The sequence below is a fragment of the Halomonas sp. PAMB 3264 genome (assembly GCF_031954245.1).
Taxonomy (GTDB): Bacteria; Pseudomonadota; Gammaproteobacteria; order Pseudomonadales; family Halomonadaceae; genus Vreelandella.
The window spans coordinates 229,885-255,583 of record NZ_CP134866.1; the positions used below are offsets into that span (position 1 = coordinate 229,885).

General features: G+C 63.3%; 24 protein-coding genes. 9 read left to right on the forward strand and 15 right to left on the reverse strand.

Annotated elements, in window-relative coordinates:
• Positions 1 to 94 precede the first annotated feature (94 nt).
• The 7 genes from RN347_RS01045 to hemE form a co-directional block, all read right to left on the reverse strand.
• Entirely contained in the window at positions 95 to 823 is a 729-nt protein-coding gene (locus RN347_RS01045; protein ID WP_263587362.1) for an amino acid ABC transporter ATP-binding protein, read from the reverse strand.
• Positions 824 to 882: 59 nt separating this feature from the next.
• A complete protein-coding gene (locus tag RN347_RS01050) occupies positions 883 to 1,983 on the reverse strand; it encodes an amino acid ABC transporter permease (RefSeq protein WP_311959427.1) in 1,101 nt (366 codons plus the stop codon).
• A 16-nt stretch (positions 1,984 to 1,999) separates the two neighbouring features.
• On the reverse strand, positions 2,000 to 3,190 hold the full coding sequence (locus RN347_RS01055) for an amino acid ABC transporter permease (RefSeq protein ID WP_311959429.1): 1,191 nt from the start codon (positions 3,188 to 3,190) through the stop codon (positions 2,000 to 2,002).
• Between the two features lie 79 nt (positions 3,191 to 3,269).
• Positions 3,270 to 4,295, reverse strand: coding sequence for an amino acid ABC transporter substrate-binding protein (locus tag RN347_RS01060; RefSeq protein WP_263585462.1), 1,026 nt, complete (start codon positions 4,293 to 4,295; stop codon positions 3,270 to 3,272).
• Between the two features lie 255 nt (positions 4,296 to 4,550).
• Positions 4,551 to 5,576 carry an amino acid ABC transporter substrate-binding protein gene (locus RN347_RS01065; protein WP_311959431.1) on the reverse strand — a complete coding sequence of 342 codons (1,026 nt, stop codon included), beginning with the start codon at positions 5,574 to 5,576 and terminating at the stop codon, positions 4,551 to 4,553.
• Between the two features lie 102 nt (positions 5,577 to 5,678).
• Complete coding sequence (gene speE / locus RN347_RS01070; protein ID WP_263585460.1) at positions 5,679 to 6,539, reverse strand: polyamine aminopropyltransferase; 861 nt, start codon at positions 6,537 to 6,539, stop codon at positions 5,679 to 5,681.
• Positions 6,536 to 7,639: a uroporphyrinogen decarboxylase gene (gene hemE / locus RN347_RS01075; RefSeq protein ID WP_263585459.1), complete on the reverse strand. Its 1,104-nt coding sequence runs from the start codon at positions 7,637 to 7,639 to the stop codon at positions 6,536 to 6,538. The genes speE and hemE overlap by 4 nt, the downstream gene beginning before the upstream one ends.
• A gap of 160 nt (positions 7,640 to 7,799) precedes the next feature.
• Between hemE and ribA the strand changes: the two genes are divergently transcribed.
• The 5 genes from ribA to RN347_RS01100 all read left to right on the forward strand — a co-directional run bounded on the left by ribA (position 7,800) and on the right by RN347_RS01100 (position 13,371).
• Positions 7,800 to 8,435 carry a GTP cyclohydrolase II gene (gene ribA / locus RN347_RS01080; RefSeq protein WP_263585458.1) on the forward strand — a complete coding sequence of 212 codons (636 nt, stop codon included), beginning with the start codon at positions 7,800 to 7,802 and terminating at the stop codon, positions 8,433 to 8,435.
• A 71-nt stretch (positions 8,436 to 8,506) separates the two neighbouring features.
• On the forward strand, positions 8,507 to 9,823 hold the full coding sequence (locus tag RN347_RS01085) for a diguanylate cyclase (RefSeq protein ID WP_311959434.1): 1,317 nt from the start codon (positions 8,507 to 8,509) through the stop codon (positions 9,821 to 9,823).
• A 214-nt stretch (positions 9,824 to 10,037) separates the two neighbouring features.
• Positions 10,038 to 11,627, forward strand: coding sequence for a PAS domain-containing protein (locus tag RN347_RS01090; protein ID WP_311959437.1), 1,590 nt, complete (start codon positions 10,038 to 10,040; stop codon positions 11,625 to 11,627).
• Entirely contained in the window at positions 11,624 to 12,946 is a 1,323-nt protein-coding gene (locus tag RN347_RS01095; RefSeq protein WP_311959439.1) for an ATP-binding protein, read from the forward strand. Before RN347_RS01090 ends, RN347_RS01095 begins: the two co-directional genes overlap by 4 nt.
• On the forward strand, positions 12,943 to 13,371 hold the full coding sequence (locus RN347_RS01100; RefSeq protein WP_263585454.1) for a response regulator: 429 nt from the start codon (positions 12,943 to 12,945) through the stop codon (positions 13,369 to 13,371). Before RN347_RS01095 ends, RN347_RS01100 begins: the two co-directional genes overlap by 4 nt.
• Positions 13,372 to 13,381: 10 nt before the next feature.
• Here the strand turns inward: RN347_RS01100 and RN347_RS01105 are convergent, their stop codons facing one another.
• The 5 genes from RN347_RS01105 to djlA all read right to left on the reverse strand — a co-directional run bounded on the left by RN347_RS01105 (position 13,382) and on the right by djlA (position 17,129).
• Positions 13,382 to 14,425, reverse strand: coding sequence for a pentapeptide repeat-containing protein (locus tag RN347_RS01105; protein ID WP_311959442.1), 1,044 nt, complete (start codon positions 14,423 to 14,425; stop codon positions 13,382 to 13,384).
• The gene (locus tag RN347_RS01110; RefSeq protein WP_311959444.1) at positions 14,422 to 15,174 is read right to left on the reverse strand and encodes an HAD family hydrolase; all 753 of its coding nucleotides are present in this window, start codon (positions 15,172 to 15,174) and stop codon (positions 14,422 to 14,424) included. Before RN347_RS01110 ends, RN347_RS01105 begins: the two co-directional genes overlap by 4 nt.
• Before the next feature lie 73 nt (positions 15,175 to 15,247).
• Positions 15,248 to 15,892 carry a glutathione S-transferase family protein gene (locus tag RN347_RS01115; RefSeq protein ID WP_311959445.1) on the reverse strand — a complete coding sequence of 215 codons (645 nt, stop codon included), beginning with the start codon at positions 15,890 to 15,892 and terminating at the stop codon, positions 15,248 to 15,250.
• Between the two features lie 44 nt (positions 15,893 to 15,936).
• Complete coding sequence (locus RN347_RS01120; protein ID WP_311959446.1) at positions 15,937 to 16,302, reverse strand: hypothetical protein; 366 nt, start codon at positions 16,300 to 16,302, stop codon at positions 15,937 to 15,939.
• A gap of 53 nt (positions 16,303 to 16,355) precedes the next feature.
• Entirely contained in the window at positions 16,356 to 17,129 is a 774-nt protein-coding gene (gene djlA, locus RN347_RS01125; RefSeq protein ID WP_263585449.1) for a co-chaperone DjlA, read from the reverse strand.
• Between the two features lie 196 nt (positions 17,130 to 17,325).
• Here djlA and RN347_RS01130 point away from each other — a divergent pair, with 196 nt between their 5' ends.
• The 3 genes from RN347_RS01130 (at position 17,326) to RN347_RS01140 (ending at position 20,963) form a co-directional block, all read left to right on the forward strand.
• A complete protein-coding gene (locus tag RN347_RS01130) occupies positions 17,326 to 19,650 on the forward strand; it encodes an FdhF/YdeP family oxidoreductase (protein ID WP_311959448.1) in 2,325 nt (774 codons plus the stop codon).
• Entirely contained in the window at positions 19,650 to 19,925 is a 276-nt protein-coding gene (locus RN347_RS01135; protein ID WP_311959450.1) for a helix-turn-helix domain-containing protein, read from the forward strand. The genes RN347_RS01130 and RN347_RS01135 overlap by 1 nt, the downstream gene beginning before the upstream one ends.
• 96 nt (positions 19,926 to 20,021) lie before the next feature.
• On the forward strand, positions 20,022 to 20,963 hold the full coding sequence (locus tag RN347_RS01140; RefSeq protein WP_311959452.1) for an aldo/keto reductase: 942 nt from the start codon (positions 20,022 to 20,024) through the stop codon (positions 20,961 to 20,963).
• Positions 20,964 to 21,035: 72 nt separating this feature from the next.
• On the opposite strand, the gene dxs is transcribed toward RN347_RS01140, so the two are convergent.
• The 3 genes from dxs to RN347_RS01155 are packed head-to-tail and all read right to left on the reverse strand — an operon-like array spanning position 21,036 to position 24,191.
• On the reverse strand, positions 21,036 to 22,967 hold the full coding sequence (dxs, locus tag RN347_RS01145; protein WP_311959454.1) for a 1-deoxy-D-xylulose-5-phosphate synthase: 1,932 nt from the start codon (positions 22,965 to 22,967) through the stop codon (positions 21,036 to 21,038).
• A gap of 46 nt (positions 22,968 to 23,013) precedes the next feature.
• The gene (locus RN347_RS01150; protein ID WP_311959456.1) at positions 23,014 to 23,904 is read right to left on the reverse strand and encodes a farnesyl diphosphate synthase; all 891 of its coding nucleotides are present in this window, start codon (positions 23,902 to 23,904) and stop codon (positions 23,014 to 23,016) included.
• Entirely contained in the window at positions 23,898 to 24,191 is a 294-nt protein-coding gene (locus RN347_RS01155; RefSeq protein WP_311959458.1) for an exodeoxyribonuclease VII small subunit, read from the reverse strand. Before RN347_RS01155 ends, RN347_RS01150 begins: the two co-directional genes overlap by 7 nt.
• A 260-nt stretch (positions 24,192 to 24,451) precedes the next feature.
• On the opposite strand from RN347_RS01155, the gene serA reads away from it, so the two are divergent.
• Positions 24,452 to 25,696 (forward strand): phosphoglycerate dehydrogenase, encoded by a 1,245-nt coding sequence (gene serA, locus RN347_RS01160; protein ID WP_263585442.1) that lies wholly within the window; start codon positions 24,452 to 24,454, stop codon positions 25,694 to 25,696.
• Positions 25,697 to 25,699: the final 3 nt, after the last annotated feature.

A 25,699-nucleotide genomic window follows, 5' to 3' on the forward strand; every position in this document is an offset into this window, starting at 1 on the left:
TTGGCTCAGAATGCTCATTTACACGGTGTAAACTCCGCTTCTTCGCCAATTTTTGCCTTGTCTTGTCTTCGCTCACCGACTTTTCAGACAGACCCTAGTGGCCGAGGATCTGGCTCAAGAATAACTGGGTGCGCTCGGACTGCGGGTCGTTGAAGAACGGCTCCGGGGCGTTCTCCTCGATGATCTGGCCCTGGTCCATGAAGATCACCCGGTCCGCTACGGTCTTGGCGAAGCCCATTTCGTGAGTCACGCAGAGCATCGTCATGCCTTCCTCGGCGAGCTCGACCATGACATCGAGCACCTCCTTGATCATCTCCGGGTCGAGCGCCGAGGTGGGCTCATCGAATAGCATCACGTCCGGGTGCATGCACAAGGAGCGGGCGATCGCCACGCGCTGCTGCTGGCCGCCAGAGAGCTGGCCCGGGTACTTTTTCGCCTGCTCGGCGATGCGCACCCGCTCCAGGTACTGCATCGCCTCGGCCTCGGCCTCGCGGCGTGATTTTTTCTGCACCCACATCGGCGCGATGCAGCAGTTCTCCAGCACCGAGAGGTGAGGAAACAGATTGAAGTGCTGGAACACCATGCCCACGCTTCTGCGCACCTGCTCGATACGCTTGACGTCCTGGGTGAGCGGTACGCCGCCGACGACGATCTCACCCTGCTGATGCTCTTCCAGATGGTTGATACAGCGGATCATGGTGGACTTGCCCGAGCCCGAAGGCCCGCAAATGACGATGCGCTCGCCGCGCTTTACGTCGAGGTCGATATCACGCAGCACGTGAAAGTCGCCGTACCACTTGTTGACGCCGCGCATCTCGACCATCGAATCCTGAGGTTTTAAAGCTGCTTCACTCATGAGGTTATCCTTGAAAGGGGGCGGCGTTAGCGCTTGTGGCCGGTGTTGAGGCGGCGTTCGAGATACTGGCTATAGCGCGACATGCTGAAACAAAAGATCCAGAACACGAACGCGGCGAACACGTAGCCCTCCAGCGAAAAGCCCAGCCAGCGCGAGTCGGACAGCGCCGCCTGCACGATGCCCAGAAGATCGAACAGGCCGATGATCATCACAAGCGTGGTGTCCTTGAACAGCGATATGAAGGTGTTCACGATGCCGGGAATCATCATCTTCAGCGCCTGGGGCATGACGATCAGCCCCATGCGCTTCCAGTAGGTCATGCCGAGCGCGGCGGCGGCTTCGTCCTGGCCGCGCGGAATCGCCTGCAGCCCGCCGCGGATGACTTCGGCCATGTAGGCGCTTTGAAACAGCGTGATCCCGATCAGCGCGCGGATCAGCCGGTCGACGGAGAGATCCGAGGGCAGAAACAGCGGCAGCATCACCGAGGCCATGAACAGCACGGTGATCAGCGGCACGCCGCGCCAGAACTCGATGAACACCACCGAAAAGCTCTTGACGATCGGCATGCTCGAGCGCCGCCCGAGTGCCAGCACGATGCCGATCGGCAGCGCCCCGATCATACCGACCGAGGCCAGCAGCAGCGTCAGCATCAGCCCGCCCCAGCGGTGGGTCGGCACCCGCGGCAGGTCGAAGTGGCCGCCGTGAAGCAGCACGTAGGCAATCATCGGGAACACCACCAGCGCGAACACCGCCACCCAGCGCTTGAGCGGCAGGCGCGGGATGGCAAGCCAGGCGATCAGCGCGAAAAAGCCGACGAAGACGATGTTGGCGCGCCAAAGCTCCGAGCGTGGGTAGAGCCCGTAGATGAACTGGGTAAAGCGCGCCTTGACGAATACCCAGCAGGCGCCTTCACGGGTGCAGTCTTCGCGCGTGGTGCCGACCCAGTTGGCGTCGATGAACGCCCACTGCACGGTAGGCACCACCAGCAGGTACAGCACGTAGAGCCCGACCAGCGTGAACAGCGTATTGAGCGGGCCGTTGAAGAGATTGCCGCGCAGCCACGCCGCAGGGCCAATGGTGCTTTTCGGCGCCGGGCGCTGGGCGATCATGGTTTTATTGTGAATCATGGAGTGTCATCCTCGCCTAGCGTTCGACCAGCGCCACGCGGGCGTTGAACCAGTTCATGAACAGGGAAACCGTGAGGCTGATGGTCAGATAGACCGCCATGGTCATGGCAATGACCTCGATGGCCTGGCCGGTCTGGTTCAGCGTGGTACCGGCGAACACCGACACCAGATCCGGGTAGCCAATGGCCGTCGCCAGCGACGAGTTCTTGATCAGGTTCAGGTACTGGCTGGTGAGCGGTGGAATGATCACTCGCATCGCCTGAGGCACTACCACCAGCCGCAAAATCAGATTGCGCGGCAGGCTCAGCGCCTGGGCGGCTTCGGTCTGGCCGTGGGAGATCGCCTGGATACCCGAGCGCACGATCTCGGCGATGAACGAGGCGGTGTAGATCGAAAGCGCCAGCCATAGCGCCAGAAACTCCGGAATCACCGTCACGCCGCCGCGGAAGTTGAACCCGCCCAGCGCCGGTACGTCCCAGGTGATCGGCACGCCGGTGGCGAGCAGCACCAGAAGCGGCAGGCCGATGAGCAGTAAAAGCGACAGCCAGTAGGCGGGCAGGCGCTTGCCGGTGGCCTCGTGGCGGCGCTTGTTCCACACTATCAGCGCGATGCTGGCCACGATCGCGACCAGAAACGCAGCGGGAATCAGCCCGAAGCCGGACTCGAACAGCGGCTTGGGCAGGTAGAGCCCGCGCACGTTCAAGAAGATGACGTCGCCAAGCGCCATGCTCTCGCGAGCGCCGGGGAGCGTACGCAGCACCGCGAAGTACCAGAAAAAGATCTGCAAAAGCAGCGGGATATTTCGAAAGGTTTCGATATAGGCGGCGGCCAGCTTGGCGATCAGCCAGTTGGGCGAGAGCCTGGCGATCCCGACGATGAAGCCGATGAGGGTCGCGGCCAGTACGCCAAGCCCGCCCACCAGCAGCGTGTTCAAAAGCCCGACGAAAAAGGTACGCCCGTAGGTGCTCTGCGAGGAGTAGTCGACCAGGCTCTGAACGATGCCAAAGCCTGCGGTGTTGTCCAGAAAGCCAAAGCCCGTGGTGATGCCGCGGGCGGCCAGGTTGTCCTGGGTGTTGCTCACGATGTAGAGCAAAAAGACGGCGACGGCCGCCACCACCAGCACCTGAAAAATGAGCGCGCGCTTGGCGCGATCTCGCCAGAAGGGGGGCTTGTGGCCCCCCGGGCGAGCGGTTGGTCTTGCTGACATGAAGGCGTCTCCGCGATACGGCAGGATCGATCAAACGGCCCGCCGGGCGATGCACGGCGGGCCGGGTATTGCGAGACGCTTAGCGAATCGGCGGTGCGTAGTGGAAGCCGCCCTGGTTCCACAGCGCGTTGACGCCGCGTTCGATCTCGAGCGGGGAATCCATGCCGACGTTTCGGTCGTAGCTCTCGGCGTAGTTACCGACCTGGCTGATGATGTTGTACGCCCAATCGGCTTCAAGGCCCATGCCTTCGCCGTAGTTACCGTCCTGACCCAGGATACGCGCGACGTCCGGGTTTTCGCTGTCCATCATGTCGTCGACGTTTTCAGAGGTGATGCCGTACTCCTCGGCGTTGAGCATCGCGAACAGCGACCACTTGACGATGTTGAACCAGGTGTCGTCGCCCTGGCGTACCACCGGGCCCAGCGGCTCTTTCGAGATGATGTCCGGCAGGATGACCGCGCCTTCCGGGTCGTCGAGCTGGATGCGCAGCGCCGCCAACTGAGAGGTATCGGAGGTCAGTACGTCGCAGCGCCCGGATTGGAAGCCGCCCACGGTCTGCTCGGAGGTGTCGAAAACGATCGGGTCGAACGCCATGTCGTTGGCGCGGAAGTAGTCCGCCACGTTGAGCTCGGTGGTGGTGCCGGACTGAATACAGATCGCCGCACCGTCGAGTTCATCGGCGCCACTGAGCCCTAAGTCGCGGTTGACCATGAAGCCGATACCGTCGTAGAAGGTGACGCCGGCGAAGTTGAGGCCGAGTGTCGTGTCGCGGGTGGTGGTCCAGGTGGTGTTACGCGACAGCACGTCGACCTCGCCCGACTGCAGCGCGGTGAAGCGCTCGACGGCGTTGAGCGAGATGTAGTTGACCGCGTCGGCATCGCCCAGTACCGCGGCGGCCACGGCGCGGCAGATATCGACGTCGAGCCCCTGCCACTCGCCGCTATCGTTGGGGGCGGAGAACCCCGGCAGGCCATCGCTCACGCCACACTGCACGGCGCCTCGTGAGCGCGTATCTTCCAATACGTCCGCCTGAACGCTCGCGACACCGGATAGGGTAAGAGCGCCGGCAGAGGCCAGCAGTACCGCGTTTTTCTTATTGAACATGGTGTTTCCCGTCCTGTTATTTGAATATCGTTATACATGCCGGTAGTGCATGACACCTCTAACGCTAGCAAGGAAGATGCCAGAAAGGACCTGGCGACTCATTCAGCGCTTTTCAACGCAAAAGCGCCAACGTTATGACCAAAGTGGTGGTGTAAAACGGTGCGGAATCGGCTACGCATCGCTCTCTTTTGGTGCGGCTTCCAAACGTTTGTTTGAAATTCGTCGAGCAAAAACAGCCAAATAGCGCCGGCGCGCCTAGCGAATGGGCGGGGCGTACTGCACACCGCCATCTTTCCACAGCGCGTTTAGCCCGCGGCCGATATTAAACGGTGAACCCGTGCCAACGTTGCGATCGAAGGCGTCGGCGTAGTTGCCGACCTGCTTGATGATTTGATAGGCCCAGTCGGCGTCAAGTCCCATGCCCTCGCCAAAATCGCCGTCGCGGCCCAGTAGGCGCATTACCTCAGGGCTTTCGTCATCGAGCATGTCATCGACGTTGGTTTGGCTCACGCCCAGTTCCTCGGCGTTGAGCATGGCATAGAGCGACCACTTGACGATGTTGAACCACTGATCGTCGCCCTGGCGCACCGCCGGCCCCAGCGGCTCTTTCGAGATGACCTCGGGCAGCACCACCGCCATGTCCGGATCACGAAGCTGCATGCGCTGGGCGTAGAGCTGCGAAGAGTCCGAGCTCAGCACGTCGCAGCGGCCCTCCTCGAAGCCGATGATCGACTGCTCCGGGGCGTCGAAGACCACTGCTTCGAAGGTCATGTCGTGGCGGCGAAAGTAGTCGGCCAGGTTGAGCTCGCTGGTGGTGCCGGACTGGGTGCACACCGCCGCCCCGTCGAGTTCGCGCGCGCTTTGCACCCCCAGGTCGCTTGCCACCATGAACGCCTGACCATCGAAGTAGCTCACCCCGGTGAAGTGAAGGCCAAGGGTCGTGTCGCGACTCGAGGTCCAGGTCGTGGTGCGAGCCAGCACGTCGACTTCACCGGACTGGAGCGCGGCGAAGCGCTCGACGGAATCGAGCGGCACGAACTCGACGCGTGCGCCTTCGCCAAGCGCGGCGGCGGCCACCGCCCGGCAGATGTCGGTATCCAGCCCCCGGTAGGTATCCTCGTCGTCCAGCGCCGAAAAGCCGGGCTGGGCGGCGTTGACCCCGCAGCGCAGCGACCCGCGCTCCTTGACCGTCTCCAGCGTATTGGCCTGGGCCAGGCCCGGGAGTAACAGCGCCGCGGCCAGCACGCCGGCCATACCGCTGCATCGATGGAGTTTGTTCATTGTTATTGCTCCCTCTGATTGGAAAGTCGCGCGATCTACAAATACCATCAAAAAGACCGGGCAGTGCCCGGTCTCGTCAACGTTTTGGCCGCTCGATGAGCGTTAGGCGAAGGCGGCGCGCATGAACGGCGGCAGCGCCAAGGCGCCGCGATGAGCCTCTACCGTGTAGTACTGTAGCGGCATTTCGTGGCCTGCGGCAGCCTCTTCACGGAAGGTTTCAACGCTTGCCCCCTTGCCGGCCAGCGTCACGCTCCACCAGCCGGACGGATAGACCGGCTGCGGGAAGGGGAGGGTCGCCACGCTTTCAAACCCTGCCGCCTGCATGTCCGTGCGCAGCTCGCGAATGATCGAGCCCGAGTGATAAAGCGGCGACTCGCTTTGCTGCACCAGCACGCCGCCGGGCTTGAGAATCCGGTGGCAGCGCTTCAAAAAGTCGGTCTTGAACAGCCCTTCCGCCGGGCCGACCGGGTCGGTGGAGTCGATGATCAGGACATCGATGCTTTCGTCCTCGGCGTCATTGACCCACTTCACGCCGTCGGCGAACAGAAGCTCGGCACGCGGGTCACTATTGGACTCGACCAGCGCCGGGAAAAAGCGCTCGGAAGCTTTAGTGACTTCCTCGTCGATATCGATCTGGGTAACCTTCTCGACGCCTTCGTGGCGCAGTACTTCCTTGAGCGTGCCGCAGTCGCCGCCGCCGATGATCACCACGCGCTTCGGGTCTTTGTGAGTAAAGAGCGCCGGATGAGCGATCATTTCGTGGTAGAGGAAGTTGTCGCGGTCGGTCAGCATCACGCAGCCGTCCAGCACCATCAGGTTGCCGTAGGTTTCGGTGGCGTACACCTCGAGGTGTTGATAGTCACTCTGCACGTCCCAAAGCTTCTCGGTGATCTTCATCGAAAAGGCGCTGCCGTGACTGTCGAATACTTCGGTAAACCATTGGTCCTGATTGAAATCGCTCATCGAACGTCTCCGGTGTCGTTCTGGTGATACTGCGGACTGAGTTCGTGAAGCGCCTCCATGAAGGCGCTCACGTTATCCGGGTTGGTAAACTGGCTGATGCCGTGGCCCAGGTTGAATACATGGCCCGGCCCATGGCCGTAACTCTCCAGCACCCGCGCGACCTCGGCGCGAATGGCGGACGGGCGGGCGAAGAGCACGTTGGGGTCGAGATTGCCCTGAAGCGCCACCTTGTGGCCGATACGCGCGCGGGCATCACTGAGTTCGGTGGTCCAATCGAGCCCCACCGCGTCAGAGCCGGCGCAGGCGATGTCCTCGAGCCACTGCCCGCCGTTCTTGGTGAACAGGATCACCGGCACCCGGCGGCCTTCGTGCTCGCGAATCAGACCCGAAACGATCTGCTCCATGTAGCGCAGCGAGAACTCGAGATAGGCGGGCGTGGAGAGCGAGCCGCCCCAGGTGTCGAAGATCTGCACCGCCTGGGCGCCGGCGCGAATCTGGGCGTTGAGGTAGTCGGTCACCGCGTGGGCCAGCGTATCCAGCAGCTGATGCATGGTGTCCGGGGTGTCGTAGAGCATGGTTTTCAGGTGGCGAAAATCCTTGCTCGAGCCGCCTTCGACCATGTAGGTGGCCAGCGTCCAGGGGCTGCCGGAAAAGCCGATCAGGGGCATGCGGCCGTTTAATTCGCGGCGGATGGTGGAGACCGCGCGCATCACGTAATCAAGGTCGCGCTCGGCGTTGGGCACGCTCAGCGCGGCGACTTCTTCCGGAGTGCGCACGGTCTTTTTAAACTTGGGCCCTTCGCCGGTTTCGAAATAGAGCCCCAGACCCATGGCGTCAGGGATGGTCAGAATGTCGGAGAACAGGATGGCCGCGTCCAGCGGGAAGCGCTCCAGCGGCTGCAGCGTGACCTCGCAGGCGAACTCCTGGTTGCGGCACAGATCCATGAAGCTGCCCGCCTGGGCGCGGCGCTCGCGGTACTCCGGCAGGTAGCGTCCGGCCTGGCGCATCATCCACACCGGGGTGCGGTCGACCGGCTCTTTGGCGAGCGCACGAAGAAAGCGGTCGTTGTGCAAGGGAGGGGGAGTCGCAAAGGAAGACATAAACGCCTGCTCTTGAGAAATTTGCCCTATTGTAGGCGAGGTGGTGCACTGTGGGATAGCCGGCTCGGCGCAGGCCGTGAGACCGGCGCGCCTTTTTGATAGACTACCGCGCTTTGATACTCACATCGTTGACGGCTCCAGTCGATTTGCGAGGTAATCCGTGACCATCCGCTTCATTTCCGCTTGTCGGCTCCCCACGCCCTGGGCCACCTTCACCATGCACGGCTTCGAGGACGAGGCGACGGGCAAGGATCATATCGCCTTGACACTGGGCGACGTGACAAGCGATGAGCCGGTGCTGGGGCGCGTGCATTCGGAGTGTTTGACCGGCGATGGGCTTTTCTCGATGCGCTGCGACTGCGGCTATCAGCTCCAGGAGGCGCTCAAGCGCATCGCCGCAGAGGGGCGCGGGGTGCTCTTGTATCTGCGCCAGGAAGGGCGCGGCATCGGGCTTTTGAACAAGATTCGCGCCTATGCGCTTCAGGACCAGGGCGCCGATACCGTCGAGGCCAACGAGCAGCTGGGCTTTGGCGCCGACCTGCGCCGCTACGATCTGTGCGTACCGATGCTCGAGCATCTGGAGATCAAGGCGCTCAAGCTGATGACCAACAACCCGCGCAAGGTCGCCGCGCTGACAAGCGACGGCGTCAACGTCGTCGAACGCCTGGCCATCACCACCGGACTCAACCCGCATAACGAGCAGTACCTGGCCACCAAGGCTGGCAAGCTCGGCCACATGATGGCGCTGGGCGACTTTACCCAGGCCGACAGTGTGGATATCGAACGTAAAAAGTAAGTGATTGATGTTACTTGACTCCCGGGGTGCTTCTGCTCAATCTTGCCTAATGACTCATCAAAAGGCATGACATGACTCAGATACCCCGTCAGCTGTCGATCGTATTGGTGGAAGACGACCCCGGCGATGCCACCCTGATTCAGTACACCTTCAAGTACGATCATCAGGAAAGCGAACTGGTCTGGGTCGAAAGCCTGGCGGCGCTTGCCGATGCGCTTGAACAGGCGAGCCGCCCGCCCGACGTCATTTTGCTGGATCTCAGCCTGCCCGATACCAGCGGTATTCAAACCGTTTTGACGTGTAAACAGACCGTCGGCGCCATTCCTATCGTGGTGCTGACCGGCTACGACGATGCCGAGTTTTCGCTTCAGGTGCTCGAAGCTGGCGCCCAGGACTACCTGATCAAGGGCAAGATCGACGCCGACTCGCTCAATCGCGCCATTCGTTATGCCATGAGCCGCGCCAAGCTGGAGCAGCGGCTGGTGCTGTCCGAGGAGCGCATGGCCGCCGCTATCAACGGCGGTAAGCTCGGTGTATGGGATTGGCTGTTCGATAGCCAGACTTTCATCTACAGCGACCGCTGGCTGGAAACGCTCGGCTATCACCGCGACGATGCTGACCTTCCCTCGGACGCCAACGCCTGGTTCATGCGCGTTCATTCGGAGGATCGTGAACGCATCGAGCTTGCCATCGAGCGCCATGTTCAGGGCGAAAATGCCCACTATGAGTGCGAATTTCGCATGCAGCACCGTAGCGGCCACTGGGTGTGGGTGCTGGAGTCTGGCCATATCGTTAGCCGCGACGCCTCCGGCAAACCGCTTCGCATGGTGGGTGTTCAGCAGGACATCAGTGCGCGCAAGGCCATGGAAGCAGAGCTGACGCGACTTGCCATGCACGACGAGCTGACGGGTCAGCTCAACCGGCGCAGCTTCATGGACCTGGCCGAGCGTGAGCTTGCCCGGGTCAAACGCAAGCCCGGCTACGTCACCTGCATGGTGATGTTCGACCTGGATCGCTTCAAAAGCGTCAATGACCGCTACGGCCACGGCGCCGGCGATGCCGTACTGAAACGCTTTGCCGATACCGTCAGCGCAGAGCTTCGTAAGATGGATGTGTTTGGCCGGCTCGGCGGCGAGGAGTTTGCAGTGATGTTGCCGGATACCGATGTCAGCGGCGCCCAGGTCGCCGCCGAGAAGCTGCGTCGCGCCGTCGAGGCGATGGCGGTACGCGTGCCAAGCTTCGGCGAGCCGCTCAAGGTCACCACCAGTATCGGCGTGGCGGTGTTAAAAAGCAGCGACACACTCCCCGATAGCGCGCTCGCCCGCGCCGACAGCGCCCTCTACGAGGCCAAAAACAGCGGCCGCAACCAGGTGTGTATTAACGTTTAAGACGATTTGGCCGATACGCATTGAAGGACCCTATCATCGAAGGACCTTGTCAATGCGAGGAGTCGGCGTGAACTCACGGCGTGCAGCCAACAAAGTACAAAGAGCGGTCTGGTGCCGTGGGCTTTGGTGCGTGGGTACGTTTTATCCTGTGGCGCTGTACGCCGGTGATGCTGCTCCCCCGAACACGGCGACTTTTTTCTCAGACGATTGGTTGATGGCAGCGCTTCTGGCGGGGCTTGCCGCTTCGCTGTTGCTGCTGGCCTACGTCTACGGGCGAAGCCGTCAGCACCTTCGCATTCTGCGTCGCCAGCAGCAGGCGCTCAACGGCATTCTGTGGGGTACCTCGGCGGGTTCCTGGGAGTGGAACGTCAAAACCGACGAGCTGCATCTCAACGAGCGCTGGGCCGACATGCTCGGCTATACGCTCGAGGAGCTGGCGCCGGTTACGATCGCCACCTGGGAGCGGCTTTGCCACCCGGAAGACCTTGAGCGAGCGCGCCAGGCGCTTTCGACTCACATCGACGGGAGCGCCGAAAGCTACGGCGTCGAGATTCGCCTGCGCCATCGCGACGGGCGCTACCTATGGATCTACTCGCGCGGGCGCGTTCTGGCCCGGGACCCGGAGGGCGCGCCGCTGTTGATGGCGGGTATCCATATCGACATCGATGCACGCAAGGAGGCCGAAACCCAGGCGCGCGTCATCCATGAGCGTCTAACCAAGCTCAGTGCACGCCTGCCCGGCACGATCTATCAGTTCTGGCGGGGCGTGGATGGGTCCATGAGTTTTCCCTACGCAAGCGAGGGCATGAAGGAGGTCTATGGTATTACGCCGGAAGAGGCCAACCGGGACGTTAATAAGGTTTTTGCGATTATTCATCGCGATGATCTGGCAAGTGTATCGGCCAGCATTGAGGTCTCTACCAACACGCTAACGCTTTGGAGCGAGATATTCCGCGTCCATCACCCCGCTAAAGGGCTTTGTTGGATCGAAGGGAACGCCGTTCCTGAGCGGCTAGAGGATGGCAGCACGATGTGGCATGGCTACTTGCGTGACATTACCGAAAGCCACGAGCTGCAAAAAGAGCGCGACGTTTACCGTGAGTCGCTGGAAAAATCCAACGCTGAACTCGAGCACTTCGCCTACGCCGCCTCTCACGATTTGCGCCAGCCGCTTCGCATGGTGACCAGCTACGCCGGGCTTTTAAAGCGCCACCTGGGCGATCAGCTCGACGCCGACGGCCAGACCATGCTGCATTACATGAGCGATGGCGCCAAACGCATGGATGACATGCTGCTCTCGCTGCTGGAGTACTCTCGTATTGGCCGCCAGGGGGAATCCTTCACCGAAGTGGCGCTTCGCGAGACCCTCGATGAAGCGCTGCACTTTCTCGCCCCGGCGGTGGTAGAGGCCAGCGCGACGATCCGCATCGAGGGCGAGTGGCCCAGGCTTCGCGCAAGCCACGATGAAATGACGCGGCTGTTTCAAAACCTGATCGGCAACGCGCTCAAGTATCACGCCGGTGACACGTCAGTCGAGGTGCGCATCGACTGCCTGCGACGTGAAGAGGGGGTTTATATCACCATTGCCGACAACGGCATCGGCATCGACCCGAATCAGATCCCTCGGTTATTCAAGGTGTTTCAGCGTTTGCACGGGCGCGACGAATTCGAAGGCACCGGGGTGGGGCTGGCGCTGTGTCGCAAGATCGTCGAGCGTCACCAGGGCCGTATTTGGGTGACCTCGGCGGGCAAGGGCACGGGGAGCTGTTTTCATGTCGTGCTGGCCGAGGAGGTGGCCGCGTGAAGCGCCTTTTCGTGTCAGGCCGATACGCGCAACTGGCGCTGACTTTTCTGCTCGCTCCGTTGACCGCCTGGGGGCAAACCACCTTCGATGAGTTTTTTCAGAATAGCCCTTCGCCGATGTGGATGGTGGCTGTCGACGATGGCGAGATTGTGCGTGCCAATCCCGCCGCCAAGGCGTTCTATGGCTACCCGAATCTGGAGAAGATGCAGATCGATCAGATCAACACCTTTACACCGGAGCAGCTTCGCGCCGAGATCCAGCTGGCCAGCCGTCAGGAGAGAAACCATCTGATTTTCCGCCATCGGTTGGCAGATGGGTCGACCCGACTGGTCGGCGTTTACACCCAGCCCTATCAGTGGCAGGGCGAAGCCGTGCTGCTCTCCTCACTTTATGACATGAGCGCGGTGGATGGTGTGACCGGTCGGCGCTATGTCGCCACGATCGAAGAGCAGGTCGACCTGCAAACGATGGAACTCGAGCATGCCCGCGAGCGAACGCGCTGGCTCTGGATCGGCAGCGCCCTGGCACAGGGCATCGTGATCGTGCTGCTGGCTCTTGCCCTATGGCGCCTGCGTGGCGCCCAGCGTGAGCGCACGCGCCTGATCGACGAGCTATCGTTTCGCAATCACGAGCTCGAGCGCATCAGCCAAGCCATGGCGCATCACTTTCAGGAGCCCAGCCGCCGCCTGGTCAGTTTCTCCCATCAGTTGAAGCGCCTGCCGCCGGAGGTGCTCGACGACTCCTCGAACGTGGCGGTGGGGTTCATCAACACCCAGGCGCAGCGGCTGAGCGAACTGGTCAGTGACGTGCAGCGCTATTTGAGCCTGGATCAAACGCCCTTGACCCTTGAACGTCTCGACGTCGAGCGCATTATTGACGAGCTTTATCAACGAGACCCACTTCTGGGGCCGCTGCGCGACCAAAAAGCGCTATTGATCGATCATCCGCTGCCCGAGGCCTTTTTCGATCGCAAGCAGCTGGGCCTGATCTTCAAGCTGCTGCTGCATAACGCCTGGCAGTATCGTCAGCCTTCGCGCCCCCTGACGGTCGAAATCAGCGGGAAAGTGGTCAGGGGGCGCGCTCAGTACCGCGTGGCCGATAACGGCCAGGGCATCGCGCCGGAGTATCGCCGGCAGGTGTTCGAGATGTTCAATCGGCTCGTGCCCAATGGAGATGCCTATCCCGGTACCGGGGTGGGGCTTGCGATTTTAGTGAAGCTGCTGCGCAAGGCGGATGGCCAAATAACAATAGAGGATGGCAGGGACGGCGGTGCGTGTTTCGTGTTCGACCTGCCGCTGCCCGGGGAGAAGCGTCAATGAGTGAGCCGTTTGTCGTACTGCTGGTGGAAGACGAACCCGCTGATGTGCACTTGAGCCGGATGGCCTTTCGCGAGGGCCAGATGCTGGTGGAGGTGTTCGACGTCGGCGACGGTGTCGAGGCGCTGGCGTTTTTGCAGCGGGAAGGGCGATATGCCGATGCGCCGAAACCGGATCTGATTTTGCTGGATCTCAACATGCCGCGCATGGATGGCAAGACGTTTTTGAAACGCATCAAAACGATCGAGGCACTGCGCCGGATTCCTGTGGTGGTATTGACCACCTCGGAGGCCGAGGCGGACATTTTCGCCTCCTACGACCTGGGCGCGGCGGGGTTCATCGTCAAGCCGATGGACATCGAGCGGTTCATCGCCTCGATTCGTTCGCTAGAAGAGTACTGGCTAACGCTGGTGCGTCGGCCTGCTTGAGGCCTGCCTCTCAGGCGTTTCGCAGCCGGTTGCCCAGGCAAAACCCCAAAAGCCCGAGCAGCGTGATGCCGAGCGTCGTTTCGAGCGTCGTGGCCCACTTCAGCCAGCGGCTCGAGAGCTCGGCATCGAGCGAGGCGGTCATCGCCTGGGCGCTGAACAACAGCGCGTCGTTGAGCGTGTTCAGCGTTTCGCCTTGTGCGCCTGCCACGCCGGTCACCGCGTAAAGGCCGGCGAAGGCGAGCATCACGACCAGCAGCGTTACCATCACGCGCAGCGGGCTTTCACCAAAACCGGCGACCAGATCGGCGCTGGTGCCCAACAGCCAGCGCAGCGTTGCACGAAAGAGCCCCGGGCGCGTTGGCGTATCCAGCTCTCGCTCGATGCGCCGGCGCCGCCACACCTGGTCCGGGCGTACCGCCCGCGTTTCCAGCCGACGGGCGTGATAATAGGCCCAGCCCGCATCCCGCGTGCTGCCCTTGGCACTCCAGTGGGCCGACAGCGCGCGATAGATATCCGCCGCCTCGCGATGGCGGCGCGACAAATGCAGCGGGGTACGTCGTGGATCGTCGCCCCGGCCGCGCGCCGCCAAATCGGCGTGAAACGCGGCGAAGTCCTCCTCGCGCTCCTGCAACAGCCCGCTTTTGAATCCTTCCTCAATCGCCGCTCGCGGTAGCGCCACGCCGTCGAACACCGCCAGATGCAGCGAGCAGGCGCTGATGTCCGAAGCCTCGAAGACGGTATTCATCCCCAGTCGCGCCCGGTAGAAATCGCAGCCCTTGAGCCGTGCGCGCTTGAAAGAGACGCGCTCGAACTCGGCGTAGCGCAGGTCGCAGTCGATCAGTTCGGCCTGTTGAAACTTCACGTCGCGAAGCTGTGCGTTGGTGAAGGTACAGCGAAAGAGCCGCGCGTCGCGAAAATCGAAGCGTTCGAGTAGCGTGGCGTAGTGCGGATTGCCGAAGTCGACCTCCTCGAGCGCGCACCCGACGAAGTCGACCCAGTCGTTCTGGCGAGCGGCGAGCCGCTCATCGACCTGTGCCGCGCTCAGCCGCTTCACGGAGCGCTTTCCAAACCGAAGTGCTGGCGTGCGATGCGGGCCACCGCCAGCGGGTCGCCATCCTGGAGCGTGGCCAGCGGTGTCGGCAGCGCCACGCCTTCCGGCGCCGGCGTGCCGCGGTCGAGCAAAATCGTCGGGATGCCGAGCTGACGGGCGCCCAGCACGTCATCAAAAGGGTTGTCGCCGACGTAGATGACGTTGTCCGCAGGGCAGTCGAGCGCCTCGAGGGCGGCGCGAAACAGGGCCGGGTCCGGCTTGCAGGCCAACACGTCAGAGCTGAACAGCACGAGCTCGAAATCGTCCCAAAGCCCGAGCATGGAAAGCTCGGCCTCGGTGTAGGCGCGCTGGGTGTTGGAGGCGATGGCAAGGCGAAAATCTGCGGCACAGGCGTCGAGCATCGCGCGCGTGCCCGGCCATAGGCCGATCTCGCGGGTCGTGATCTGACGATAGGTCAGGGCGAGCTCCGAGGCCAGCGCGTCGCGGCGCGCGGCGGGCACGCCTGCCTCGGCAAGCAGCGCCTCCCACACCCGGCGCACGTCGACGTCCGGCGCTTCGCCGCCGGCGGCCTCGAGCTGGCCTCGGGTAATCGCCCAAAAGCGCTGCTCGAGCCTGGGCGCCTCAATGAAGACCTGGCGGTAGCGCAGCCAGTCGGCGAGAAAGGCGAAGGTGCCCGCATCGACGTGGTCACCGTCGAAGACGAGCAGGGTTTTGAAGACGTCGAACAGCAATACGGGCCTGGAGGCGGGCATCGTTGATTCCCTTGAAAGCGAGGCCGTCATTGTAGGTCGGCGCCAAAAGTGTGACCAGCGCCCATCAAACGGGTTAGCCGGTCGGCTCGCTGCCGGCTTTTTCGGCGGCGGCTTTCTCTTGTGCGACGGCGCGGGCCATGGCGGGGCGCTCGAGCTGTGCGGTCATGTAGTGCTCGAGCGTTTCCGGCAGGCGGTACTTCATGCTCTTCGCCCAGCTCAGCGTATGGGCCAAAAACAGATCTGCCAGCGTGAAGTGCTCACCCACCAGATATGTCTGACCCTGATAGCGGCGCTCGAGCGCCTTGAGCGCGCGCGCAAACTCCCAGGCGCACGTAGGGATGACCGCCGCCACCCGGTGCTCTTCGGGCAGTGCGAAGGTGTGCTTGGCGTGATTCCAAAGCGGCTGTTCAAGCTCCGTGGTCACGAAGCAGAGCCACTGGTCGACCTCGGCGCGCCCTTCGGCTGAGTCGGGCAAAAGGGGGGCGTTGCCGTAGCGCTCGGCCAGATAGCGGCAGATGGCGACAGACTCGAACAGCACCAAATCGCCGTCCTCGAGCACTGGGACCTTGCCCTCCGGATGGCGCGCCAGGTGCGCCTCGGAGCGACCTTCACCCTTGTCCAGCGCCACGTGCTGGCAGCGATACTCGACGCCAAGCTCCTCGAGGGTCCAGGCCGCGCGCAGCGAGCGGGAATGGGGATATCCGTAAAGTGTGATCATGGGTCACCTGACTTGAAACAAGAGTGCCAGTGGTTAAAGGGCGATCAGGGAGCGTCGCTGATGTCACCGTAGCCGACAACACTATCCTCTTCGATCCATTCGATCCGGCCGTCGTTATCCAGCCGTACGCCGTAGCAGCTGACGTCGTCGCCGCCGTAGTCGAAGCACATGGTGTCGCCTTCGATACTGGCCTGGCCCGAGTAGCCGTCGCCGACGATTTCACCGTTGGGCAGGTAAATCTCGCTGTACGCCTGGTCTCCCGCCATGGCGCCCTGCACCTGATGGCCCCAGATCAGCTCACGAATTTCGTTGCCGGTCAGGCGCTCGCCGACGGTTTGGGCGAGCGCCTGACCCGCTGAAACGCCGCTAACAATGAGGGCAATAGAAGCCAGTGAAACGGATAGACGCATGGTGAAATCTCCATTGGTCGAACAGTGAGCCGACGCCGCCGGGCGCGACCGATTTAATTCGCCTCGCGCGCGCTTTTGATGCGCTCGAAGGCGTTACTGATCTCGCTGGTGCGCTGCTGGGCCATGTCGCGCATGCTCTCGGGCAGGCCCTTGCTGGCCAGCTTGTCCGGGTGGTTCTGGCTCATCAGGCGCCGGTAGGCCTTTTTGATTTCGGCGTCGCTCGCCTCTTCGCTGACGCCGAGCACCCGGTAGGCATCCTTCAATGAGGCTTCGCTGGTCGCCTGGCCGTTGCTCGCGGCGCGCTCGAGCATCGCTTCGAGCTGCTGAATCTCGGTGTCGCTGCAGCCGATGCCGCGGGCTACGCGCATCATCATCGCACGCTCGTCGTCGTGAATCTCGCCGTCGGCGGCGATGGCGTTGAGCTGTACCTGCAAAAAGATCTGACGCAGCATCGGCTGGCGGCGAGTCAGCTGCCCGACCGTGGCAAGCTCCGCCTCGAGGTCGAAATCGTCGCCGCGCCCGCGCTCGAAGGCGGCGCGCGCCTGGCGGCGCTGGGCGTCGTTAAAACGCATCTGGGTGAACAGGCGCTCGGCGATGTCGCGCTCGCCGTCGCTGACGCGACCATCGGCCTGGCACAGACAGCCCATGACCGAAAACACCGACTCCAGATACCCCTGCTCGATTTGCACGCGGGCGGCCAGCAGCCGGCGCACGGCGCGCTGGGCGATCCAGAAGCCGAAGGCACCGCCCATCAGTAGCCCCACCGGGCCGAACAGGGCAAGGCCCAATAATCCAAACAGCAGCGTCGAAATCGTTAGAAATACCATGGCTCTCTCAAAACGGGTGAAAAAAGGGCGGGCTAAGCGGTTATCCAGCGCCACTATATCGAGAATTGAGAGTCAGTATAGAAGGATTGGTTTCTCTCGCTTGACCTTGTCGGACTTTTGTCCAGACTTTATGAGCTTGATAACGGTCGGCGGCCACGCCAATGGCCGCCCCGAATGCCTTGCCAGGAGATGCGCAATGACCTCGCCCAGCAGCCAAAAGCCTGCCGATAAAAAAGCCCGCGAACACGACCCGGACGTGGGCACGTATCGCAACCCGGCCGGCGGGTGGGGCGCGCTCAAGGCGGTGGGCCAGCATCTTCTGCACAGCCGCTCGCCGGCGACCAACGCTCGTTCGCTGTTGAAGCTCAACCAGCCCGACGGCTTCGACTGCCCCGGCTGCGCCTGGGGCGACCCGGAGCATGGCTCGTCGTTCGAGTTTTGCGAAAACGGCGTGAAAGCGGTGACCTGGGAGGCCACGGCCAAGAAGGTCAAGCGCGACTTCTTCGCCCGCTACAGCGTCACCGAGCTCAAGAGCTGGGATGACTATCGCCTCGAGGATCAGGGCCGGCTGGTCGAGCCCATGGCCTACAATGCCGAGACCGACCACTATGAGCCGATCGGCTGGGACGAGGCGCTCACGCTGATCGCCGATGAGCTCAAGGCCCTGCCCACCCCGGATGACGCGATCTTCTACACCTCCGGCAAGGCGTGTAACGAATCCGCCTACGTGTTCCAGCTGCTGGCGCGTCTTTACGGCACCAATAACCTGCCGGACTGCTCCAACATGTGCCACGAGGCGAGCGGCGTGGCGCTGGGCGATGCGCTGGGTACCGGCAAGGGCAGCGTGCGGCTGGAGGATTTCGAGCACGCCGAGGCGATCTTCGTGTTCGGCCAGAACCCGGGCACCAACCACCCGCGCATGCTGGGGACGCTGCGCGAAGCCGCCGAGCGCGGCGCCATCATCGCCAGCTTCAATCCGCTTCACGAGCGTGGCCTCGAGAAATTCGCCGACCCGCAGAAGCCGCTGGAGATGCTGCACAACGGCAGCCACCGCATCAGCTCGCACTACTTCTGCCCGAAGCTTGGCGGCGACATGGCGGCGGTGCGCGGCATTGCCAAGGCGCTGTTCGAGCGCGAGGCTGGCGGCGAAACGGTGCTCGACCACACCTTTCTCAGCGAGCACACCGAGCAGCTCGAGGCGTACCAGACGCTGGTCGAGGCGACCCCGTGGGGGGCAATTGAGGCGCAGTCCGGCCTCACCCGGGCCGAGATGGAGAAGGCCGCCGAGCTTTACGCCCGCTCGAATGCCACGATCATCTGCTGGGCAATGGGCATCACTCAGCACGAGCACTCGGTGCCCACCGTGCGCGAGATCGTCAACCTGCTGATGTTACGCGGCAATTTGGGCCGGCTCGGTACCGGCACCTCGCCGGTGCGCGGCCACTCCAACGTCCAGGGCGACCGCACCATGGGCATTTTCGAGCAGCCCTCCGACGAGCTTCTGGACGCCCTCGAGGCGCGCTACAAGCGTTCCATGCCGCGCGAACACGGGGTCGATTCCGTGGCCGCGGTCGCCGCGATGCGCGACGCGCCGGGCAAGGTGTTCGTGGGGCTGGCGGGTAACTTCACTCGGGCGATTTCGGATACCTTCGTGGCCGAGGCGGCGATGAGCCAGTGCCGGCTGACCGCGTTCATCAGCACCAAACTCAACAGAAGCCACCTGATCACCGGCGAGAAAGCGCTGATTTTGCCCTGCCTTGGGCGCAGCGAAATCGACAAGACCGGCGGCAAGACCCAGCTGATCACCGTCGAGGACTCCATGAGCATGGTGCACGGCTCCGCGGGTATCAATCGCCCGGCAAGCCGCCATCTGCCTTCGGAAATTGCGCTGTTGACCCAGCTTGGCGAGAAGCTGGTGGGAAGCGAGGCGGTCGACTGGGCGGCGATGCGAAACGACTACGACGTGATTCGTGAGCACGTCGCCGAGGTGATTCCCGGTTTTGACAACTTCAACGAGCGGGTGCGGGTGCCGCGCGGTTTCTGGCTCGGCAACCCCACCGCCGAGCGCACGTTCCCGACCGAAAGCGGCAAGGCCGTGTTCTCCGACGCGCCGCTGCCAAAAGACGTGATGCACCAGCGCATGGCCGCCCGCGAGGGCTGGCTGACGCTTCAGACCATGCGCTCTCACGATCAGTACAACACGACCATCTACGGCTACAACGACCGCTATCGCGGCATCGAAAATGGCCGCCAGGTCGTGTTTCTGAATAAGGCGGACATCGAGCGCCTGGGTGTATCCGCCGGGCAGTGGGTCGATCTGGTGGGCGAATCCGAAGACGGCGTCCAGCGCCGGGTCGAGGGCTTCAAGGTCGTGGCTTACGACACCCCGGCCGGCTGCGCGGCGGCCTACTACCCGGAAACCAATCCGCTGGTGCCGCTTTCCCACAAGGGCGAAGGCAGCCATACCCCGGCGTATAAATCCATCGCCATTCGCCTGGAACCCAGCGCCCGCATTGCCTGATGGAAACACTCGAACGCGCGCTTGAGAACCTGCAGCGCGCCTACCCGGCGCTCGACGCGCTGCAAGCGCTGGTGCTGCTGGCCCTCGATGAGCAGGGCAAGTTAGGGATTTCCAGCGCGCGGCTGTCGCGGCGCCTGGAAATCGAGCACGCGCTGATCCGCCGCGCGCTGGCCGAGCTCGAAGCCCAGGGCTGGGTGCGCCTCACTTCAAGCGGCGGGCCGTCACCGGCGCTGCGCATCGAGCTTGTGCGCTCCTTATCGAACACGTTGACTTAACAGTCGCGCTGGCGTCGCCGCCACCGCCTGCCAGGCTGACGAAAGCGCACTATCTCAAACCCTCGCACACCTCAAAATCCAACAGGGAGTAGGATGATGAACAAACACCCACTGGGCCGCTCCGGCATCGAAATCGCGCCGCTCGCGTTTGGCGGCAACGTGTTCGGCTGGACCGCCGATGAGAAACGCTCGTTCGAGCTTTTGGACCGCTTCGTCGAGCGCGGCTTCAACGCCGTCGACACCGCCGACGTTTACTCGTCCTGGGCGCCGGGCCACGAAGGCGGTGAGTCCGAGACGGTGCTGGGCAAATGGCTCAAGCAGACCGGCAAGCGCGACGACATCGTGCTGATGAGCAAGGTGGGGCTTTGGGAGGCGCGCAAGGGGCTGGGGGCGGCCAATATCGAAGCGGCGGTGAACGACTCGCTCACGCGGCTGAACACCGACTATCTCGATGTCTACTTCGCCCATACCGACGACCAGGATACGCCGCTCGAGGAGACGCTCACCGCGTTCTCGAAGCTGATCGAGGCGGGCAAGGTACGCACGATCGGCGCGTCCAACTACTCGGCCGGGCGCCTGCGCCAGGCGCTGGACGTCTCGAAAGCGCAGGGCCTACCGCGCTACGAGCTGATCCAGCCGCTTTACAACCTCGTCGAGCGCGACAAGTACGAAGGCGAGCTGGCAACGCTTGTACGTGAGCAGGAGATTGGCGTGGTGAGCTACTTTTCGCTCGCCAGCGGCTTTCTCACCGGCAAGTACAAGACGCTGGAAGACACCAAGGGCAGTGACCGCGAGCAGTTTCTCGGCCACTACTTCGATGCGCGCGGCAAGCGCGTGCTGAGCGAGCTTCTGAGCGTGGCCGATGAACTTGGAGTCAAGCCCGCCCAGGTGGCGCTGGCCTGGCTGCTCGCCCGAAACGGCGTCACCGCGCCGATCGCCAGCGCCACGAAGCTCGAACAGCTCGACGATACGCTGGATGCGGTCGAGCTGGTACTTCCCGTTGAGGCGATCGAACGCCTGACGAAGGCGGGCGAGTAGCGCACTCGGCGCGCGTGTAAAACCAGACGCCGCCAGCCGGCAGGCCGCTCTGACGGCCGGTGGTCGTTGGGGCTAGTCGTTTAACGCCGCAAGACGCTTTTCGATCGCCGCCTGAATGCCGGCCGCGTCCAAGGCGCAGTCGCGCAGAAGCTCGTCCGGGGTGCCGTGCTCGACGAAGCTGTCGGGCAGGCCCAGGTGCAGCACGTTGGCCGTTACGTTTTCAAAGTGCAGTAGCTCGCTGATGGCGCTGCCGGCGCCGCCGGCCACCACGTTCTCTTCGAGCGTCACCAGAAGGTCGTGCTCGGCGGCGGCACTCAGCGCCGCGTCGCGGTCCAGCGGTTTGATCGAGCGCATGTTGATATGCGTGGCGCTTAAGCGCTCGGCGACTTCCTCGGCCGGGCCGTTCATGCTGCCAAACGCCAGAAGCGCCACCCTGGGGCCGTCGCCGTCGGCGCGTCGGCGCGTGTCGGCGCGGCCGATGGTTAAGGGCTCCAGGTGCTCGGGCACTGCTACGCCGGGGCCGGTACCGCGGGGGTAGCGCACCGCCGCCGGGCCTTCATGCTGGTAGGCGGCGCTCAGCATGGCGCGACACTCCGCTTCGTCCGCCGGGGCCAGAATCACCATGTTGGGCACGCAGCGCAGAAACGAGATGTCCATGCTGCCGTGGTGGGTCGGGCCATCCTCGCCGACCAGCCCTGCGCGGTCGATGGCAAAGGTGACGTCGAGCCCCTGCACCGCCACATCGTGAATCAGCTGATCGTAGCCGCGCTGCAAAAAGGTCGAGTAGATCGCTACGACCGGCTTCATGCCCTCGCAGGCCATGCCGGCGGCCAGCGTCACCGCGTGCTGCTCGGCGATCGCCACGTCGAAGTAGCGCTCGGGGTACTCCTTCGAGAAGCGGATCAGATCCGAGCCTTCGCGCATGGCCGGGGTAATGCCCATCAGCCGTGCATCATGAGCGGCCATGTCGCATAGCCAGTGGCCGAACACGTTGCAGTACTTCTGCTTGGGTGCGGCCGGGGCGGCGGCGGGCTTTTTCGCCTCGGCGTTGGCACCGCGCGGTTTTTCCAGCTTGGTGATGGCGTGATAGCCGATCTGGTCGGCTTCCGCGGGCAAAAAGCCCTTGCCCTTGACGGTCTTGATATGGAGAAACTGCGGGCCGCTCTGTTCGCGCAGCGCGCTCAGCGTATCGGTCAGCGCTTCCAGATCGTGGCCGTCGATGGGGCCGACGTAGTTGAAGCCAAGCTCCTCGAACAGCGTGGCGGGGCTGACGAAGCCCTTCATGTGCTCTTCGGTACGCTTGGCGAGCTTCAAGGCGCCGGGCAGGTGCGAGAGCACCTTCTTGCTCTCTTCGCGCATCTTGAGATACGGCTTGCTCGACAGCATGCGCGCCAGATACGTCGCCAGGCCCCCAACGTTTTCCGAAATCGACATCTCGTTGTCGTTGAGCACCACCAGCATGTTGGCATCGACATGGCCGGCGTGGGTCAGCGCTTCAAACGCCATGCCCGCGGTCAGGGCGCCGTCGCCGATGATCGCGCAGACGCGGCGGTCTTCGTTTTGCGCGCGAGCGGCCAGCGCCATGCCGAGCGCCGCCGAGATCGACGTGCTCGAGTGGCCCACACCGAAGGTGTCGAACTCCGATTCGGCGCGGCGCGGAAAGGCGGCCAGGCCGCCGTGCTGGCGAATACCGGTCATCGCCTCGCGCCGCCCGGTCAGAATCTTGTGCGGGTAGGCCTGGTGGCCCACGTCCCACACCAGCCGGTCTCTGGGCGTATCAAAGACGTGATGCAGCGCCACGCTGAGTTCGACCACGCCAAGGCCCGCGCCAAAGTGGCCGCCGGAAACGCCCACGCTGTAAAGAAGGTAGGCACGCAGCTCGTCGGCAAGCTCGGCGAGCTGAGCGTCGTTCATGGCGCGCAGGGCGGCCGGGTGATCAATGGCGTCGAGCAAGGGCGTTGCCGGGCGCTCGCGGGAAATCTCGTCGAACAGCTTCATGGGCATGTAGTCACGGTCATTTTTGTACAGACACTGTCGAGACAGCGCTCGTTTAGTGGTCGCGCTCGATCATGTAGGCGGCAAGCTCGATCAAGGGCGCGGCGTCCTCGCCCAGCGCCTCAAGCGCCGTTTGGGCCTCATCGACCAGCTCGCGCGCCTTCTGCCGGGCCCCCTCAAGGCCCAAAAGGCTCGAATAGGTAGGCTTGGCGCGCGCGGCGTCGGCGCCGGAAATCTTGCCAAGCGTGGCCGTATCGCCGGTCACGTCCAGCACATCGTCATGAATTTGAAAGGCTAGCCCAATGGCGCGGGCGTAGCGAGCCAGCGCCTCGAGGCGCGGGTCGTCCTCGTCGACGGCGCAAAGCCCGCCCAGGCGCACCGCGGCTTCGATCAGCGCGCCGGTCTTGTGCGCGTGCATGTGCTTGAGTGCTTCGACATCGGGAAGCCCGCCCACGGCGGCCAGATCCAGGGCTTGGCCGGCCACCATGCCCTGGCGCCCGGAGGCGACGGCCAGGGTGGTCACCATGGCGGCCAGGCGCGGCGGGCGCGGGCGCGCCAACACCTCGAAGGCGAGCGCCTGCAGAGCGTCGCCGGCGAGAATCGCGGTGGCCTCGTCGTACGCCTTGTGCACGGTGGGCTGGCCGCGGCGCAGGTCGTCGTCGTCCATGGCCGGCAGGTCGTCATGGATCAGCGAGTAGGCGTGAATCAGCTCGATGGCGGCGGCCGGGGCGTCGAGCGCTTGGTCATCGGCGCCCAGCGCCTGGCCTGCCAGGTAGACCAGCAGTGGGCGCAGGCGTTTGCCGCCGACCAGCAGGCCGTGGCGCATCGCGGCGTCCAGGCGCGCATCGACGGCGCCGTCGGCCAAAAGCGCCTTCAGGGTGGCGTCGACTCGGGCGCGGCTGATGTCGCGGTGCTCGCTCAAGGAGATGGGGCGCTCGCTTACCATGGGGGCGTATCCTCGGCGTCGTCGGGGGAGGCGCTCGCCGCGGCGTCGGCCGGGCTCTCGAAAGGCGTTATCGTGAGCTTACCGTCGCCGTCTTCGCTCAGCGCGCGCACCTTGAGCTCGGCGCTGTCCAGGCGCTTCTGGGCGTCGCGGGTAAGCTGCACGCCCTCTTCGAACGCGGTCAGCGCCTCTTCCAGAGAGAGTTCGCCTGATTCCAGCCGCTCCACCAGAGTTTCCAGGCGGGAAACCGTGGCGGCAAAATCCTGTGAAGGGGGAGTGGTATCGCTCATTGACCCGTGCCTGCCTGTTGGCGCCCATGCGTTGGGCGGCGAGTGTGCCTGCTATCGAGGCCACAGTATACACCCAGACCCAGAGGTGGTCTGCCCTTGCGCCCGCGGCGCGGCGCCTGCAACGTGCGCCGCGTTCATTTTGAAAACGCACACTTTTCATCCAGCCCAGGCGCCGGGAAAGGCGCGGGCTGTGCTACCATGTCCGCCTTTCATGAACCGATAAACGGCGCGCGTCGCCGACCATAGAGGTTGATTCAGTCATGGCCAAAACGTCCCTGGACAAGAGCAAGATCAAAATCCTGCTACTCGAGGGCGTCCACCAGAGCGCGGTGGACAATTTTCGCAACGCCGGATATGAAAATATCGAGCACCTGCCCACTTCGCTGGACGAAGAGGCGCTGATCGAGAAGATCCACGATGTTCACTTCATCGGCATTCGTTCGCGCACGCAGCTCAACGAGCGCGTGTTCGCCGCGGCCGAGAAGCTGGTGGCGGTTGGCTGTTTCTGTATCGGGACCAATCAGGTCGATTTGAACGCCGCGCTCAAGCGCGGGGTGGCGGTATTTAACGCGCCGTACTCCAATACCCGCTCGGTAGCGGAGCTCGTGCTGGCCGAAGCGATCATGCTGCTGCGCGGCATTCCGGAGAAAAACGCCCGCGCCCACCAGGGCGGCTGGCTGAAATCCGCCGCCAACTCCCACGAAGCGCGCGGCAAGACCCTGGGCATCGTCGGCTACGGCAGCATCGGCGCGCAGCTTTCGGTGCTGGCCGAGTCGCTGGGCTTCAGCGTCATCTATTATGATGTCATCACCAAGCTCGGCATGGGCAACGCAAGCCAGGTGGGCAGCCTCGAGGAGCTTTTGAGCCGCTCCGACGTGGTCAGCCTGCACGTGCCGGATCTGCCCTCCACGCGCTGGATGATCACCAAGAAAGAGATCGCGGCGATGAAACCCGGGGCGATCTTCATCAACGCCTCGCGCGGAAGCGTCGTCGAGATCGAGCCGCTGGCCGAGGCGATCAAGTCCGGTCATCTCAATGGCGCGGCGGTAGACGTCTTCCCGGTCGAGCCCAAGGGCAATAGCGAAACTTTCGAAAGCCCGCTGCGCGGTCTCGAGAACGTCATCCTCACACCGCACATTGGCGGTTCGACCCTGGAAGCCCAGGAGAACATCGGCATCGAGGTGGCAGAGAAACTCACCACCTACTCCGACAACGGCACCACTATCACCTCGGTCAACTTCCCCGAAGTGGCACTGCCCGCACACCCGGACAAGCACCGCCTTTTGCACATTCACGACAACGTGCCCGGCGTGATGTCCCAGATCAACCGCGTGCTCTCGGAAGACGGTATCAACATCTCCGGGCAGTACCTGCAGACCAACGAAAAGGTCGGCTACGTGGTGATCGACGTGGACAAGGCCTACGGCCCCCAGGCGCTGGAGGCGCTCAAGCAGGTCGAGCATACGCTGAAGATTCGCGTGCTCTACTCGGCGCACAATAGCTAAGCC

Coding starts and splice junctions, on each gene's coding strand:
- RN347_RS01045 (WP_263587362.1), bottom strand. CDS start 823: ATGGTCGAGATGCGCGGCGTCAACAAGTGGTACGGCGACTTTCACGTG.
- RN347_RS01135 (WP_311959450.1), top strand. CDS start 19,650: ATGGAAACACTCGAACGCGCGCTTGAGAACCTGCAGCGCGCCTACCCG.
- RN347_RS01130 (WP_311959448.1), top strand. CDS start 17,326: ATGACCTCGCCCAGCAGCCAAAAGCCTGCCGATAAAAAAGCCCGCGAA.
- RN347_RS01150 (WP_311959456.1), bottom strand. CDS start 23,904: ATGGTAAGCGAGCGCCCCATCTCCTTGAGCGAGCACCGCGACATCAGC.
- RN347_RS01115 (WP_311959445.1), bottom strand. CDS start 15,892: ATGATCACACTTTACGGATATCCCCATTCCCGCTCGCTGCGCGCGGCC.
- dxs (WP_311959454.1), bottom strand. CDS start 22,967: ATGCCCATGAAGCTGTTCGACGAGATTTCCCGCGAGCGCCCGGCAACG.
- RN347_RS01100 (WP_263585454.1), top strand. CDS start 12,943: ATGAGTGAGCCGTTTGTCGTACTGCTGGTGGAAGACGAACCCGCTGAT.
- hemE (WP_263585459.1), bottom strand. CDS start 7,639: ATGTCTTCCTTTGCGACTCCCCCTCCCTTGCACAACGACCGCTTTCTT.
- serA (WP_263585442.1), top strand. CDS start 24,452: ATGGCCAAAACGTCCCTGGACAAGAGCAAGATCAAAATCCTGCTACTC.
- RN347_RS01140 (WP_311959452.1), top strand. CDS start 20,022: ATGAACAAACACCCACTGGGCCGCTCCGGCATCGAAATCGCGCCGCTC.
- RN347_RS01090 (WP_311959437.1), top strand. CDS start 10,038: ATGGCAGCGCTTCTGGCGGGGCTTGCCGCTTCGCTGTTGCTGCTGGCC.
- djlA (WP_263585449.1), bottom strand. CDS start 17,129: ATGGTATTTCTAACGATTTCGACGCTGCTGTTTGGATTATTGGGCCTT.
- RN347_RS01060 (WP_263585462.1), bottom strand. CDS start 4,295: ATGTTCAATAAGAAAAACGCGGTACTGCTGGCCTCTGCCGGCGCTCTT.
- RN347_RS01055 (WP_311959429.1), bottom strand. CDS start 3,190: ATGTCAGCAAGACCAACCGCTCGCCCGGGGGGCCACAAGCCCCCCTTC.
- RN347_RS01155 (WP_311959458.1), bottom strand. CDS start 24,191: ATGAGCGATACCACTCCCCCTTCACAGGATTTTGCCGCCACGGTTTCC.
- speE (WP_263585460.1), bottom strand. CDS start 6,539: ATGAGCGATTTCAATCAGGACCAATGGTTTACCGAAGTATTCGACAGT.
- RN347_RS01120 (WP_311959446.1), bottom strand. CDS start 16,302: ATGCGTCTATCCGTTTCACTGGCTTCTATTGCCCTCATTGTTAGCGGC.
- RN347_RS01110 (WP_311959444.1), bottom strand. CDS start 15,174: ATGCCCGCCTCCAGGCCCGTATTGCTGTTCGACGTCTTCAAAACCCTG.
- RN347_RS01085 (WP_311959434.1), top strand. CDS start 8,507: ATGACTCAGATACCCCGTCAGCTGTCGATCGTATTGGTGGAAGACGAC.
- RN347_RS01065 (WP_311959431.1), bottom strand. CDS start 5,576: ATGAACAAACTCCATCGATGCAGCGGTATGGCCGGCGTGCTGGCCGCG.
- RN347_RS01050 (WP_311959427.1), bottom strand. CDS start 1,983: ATGATTCACAATAAAACCATGATCGCCCAGCGCCCGGCGCCGAAAAGC.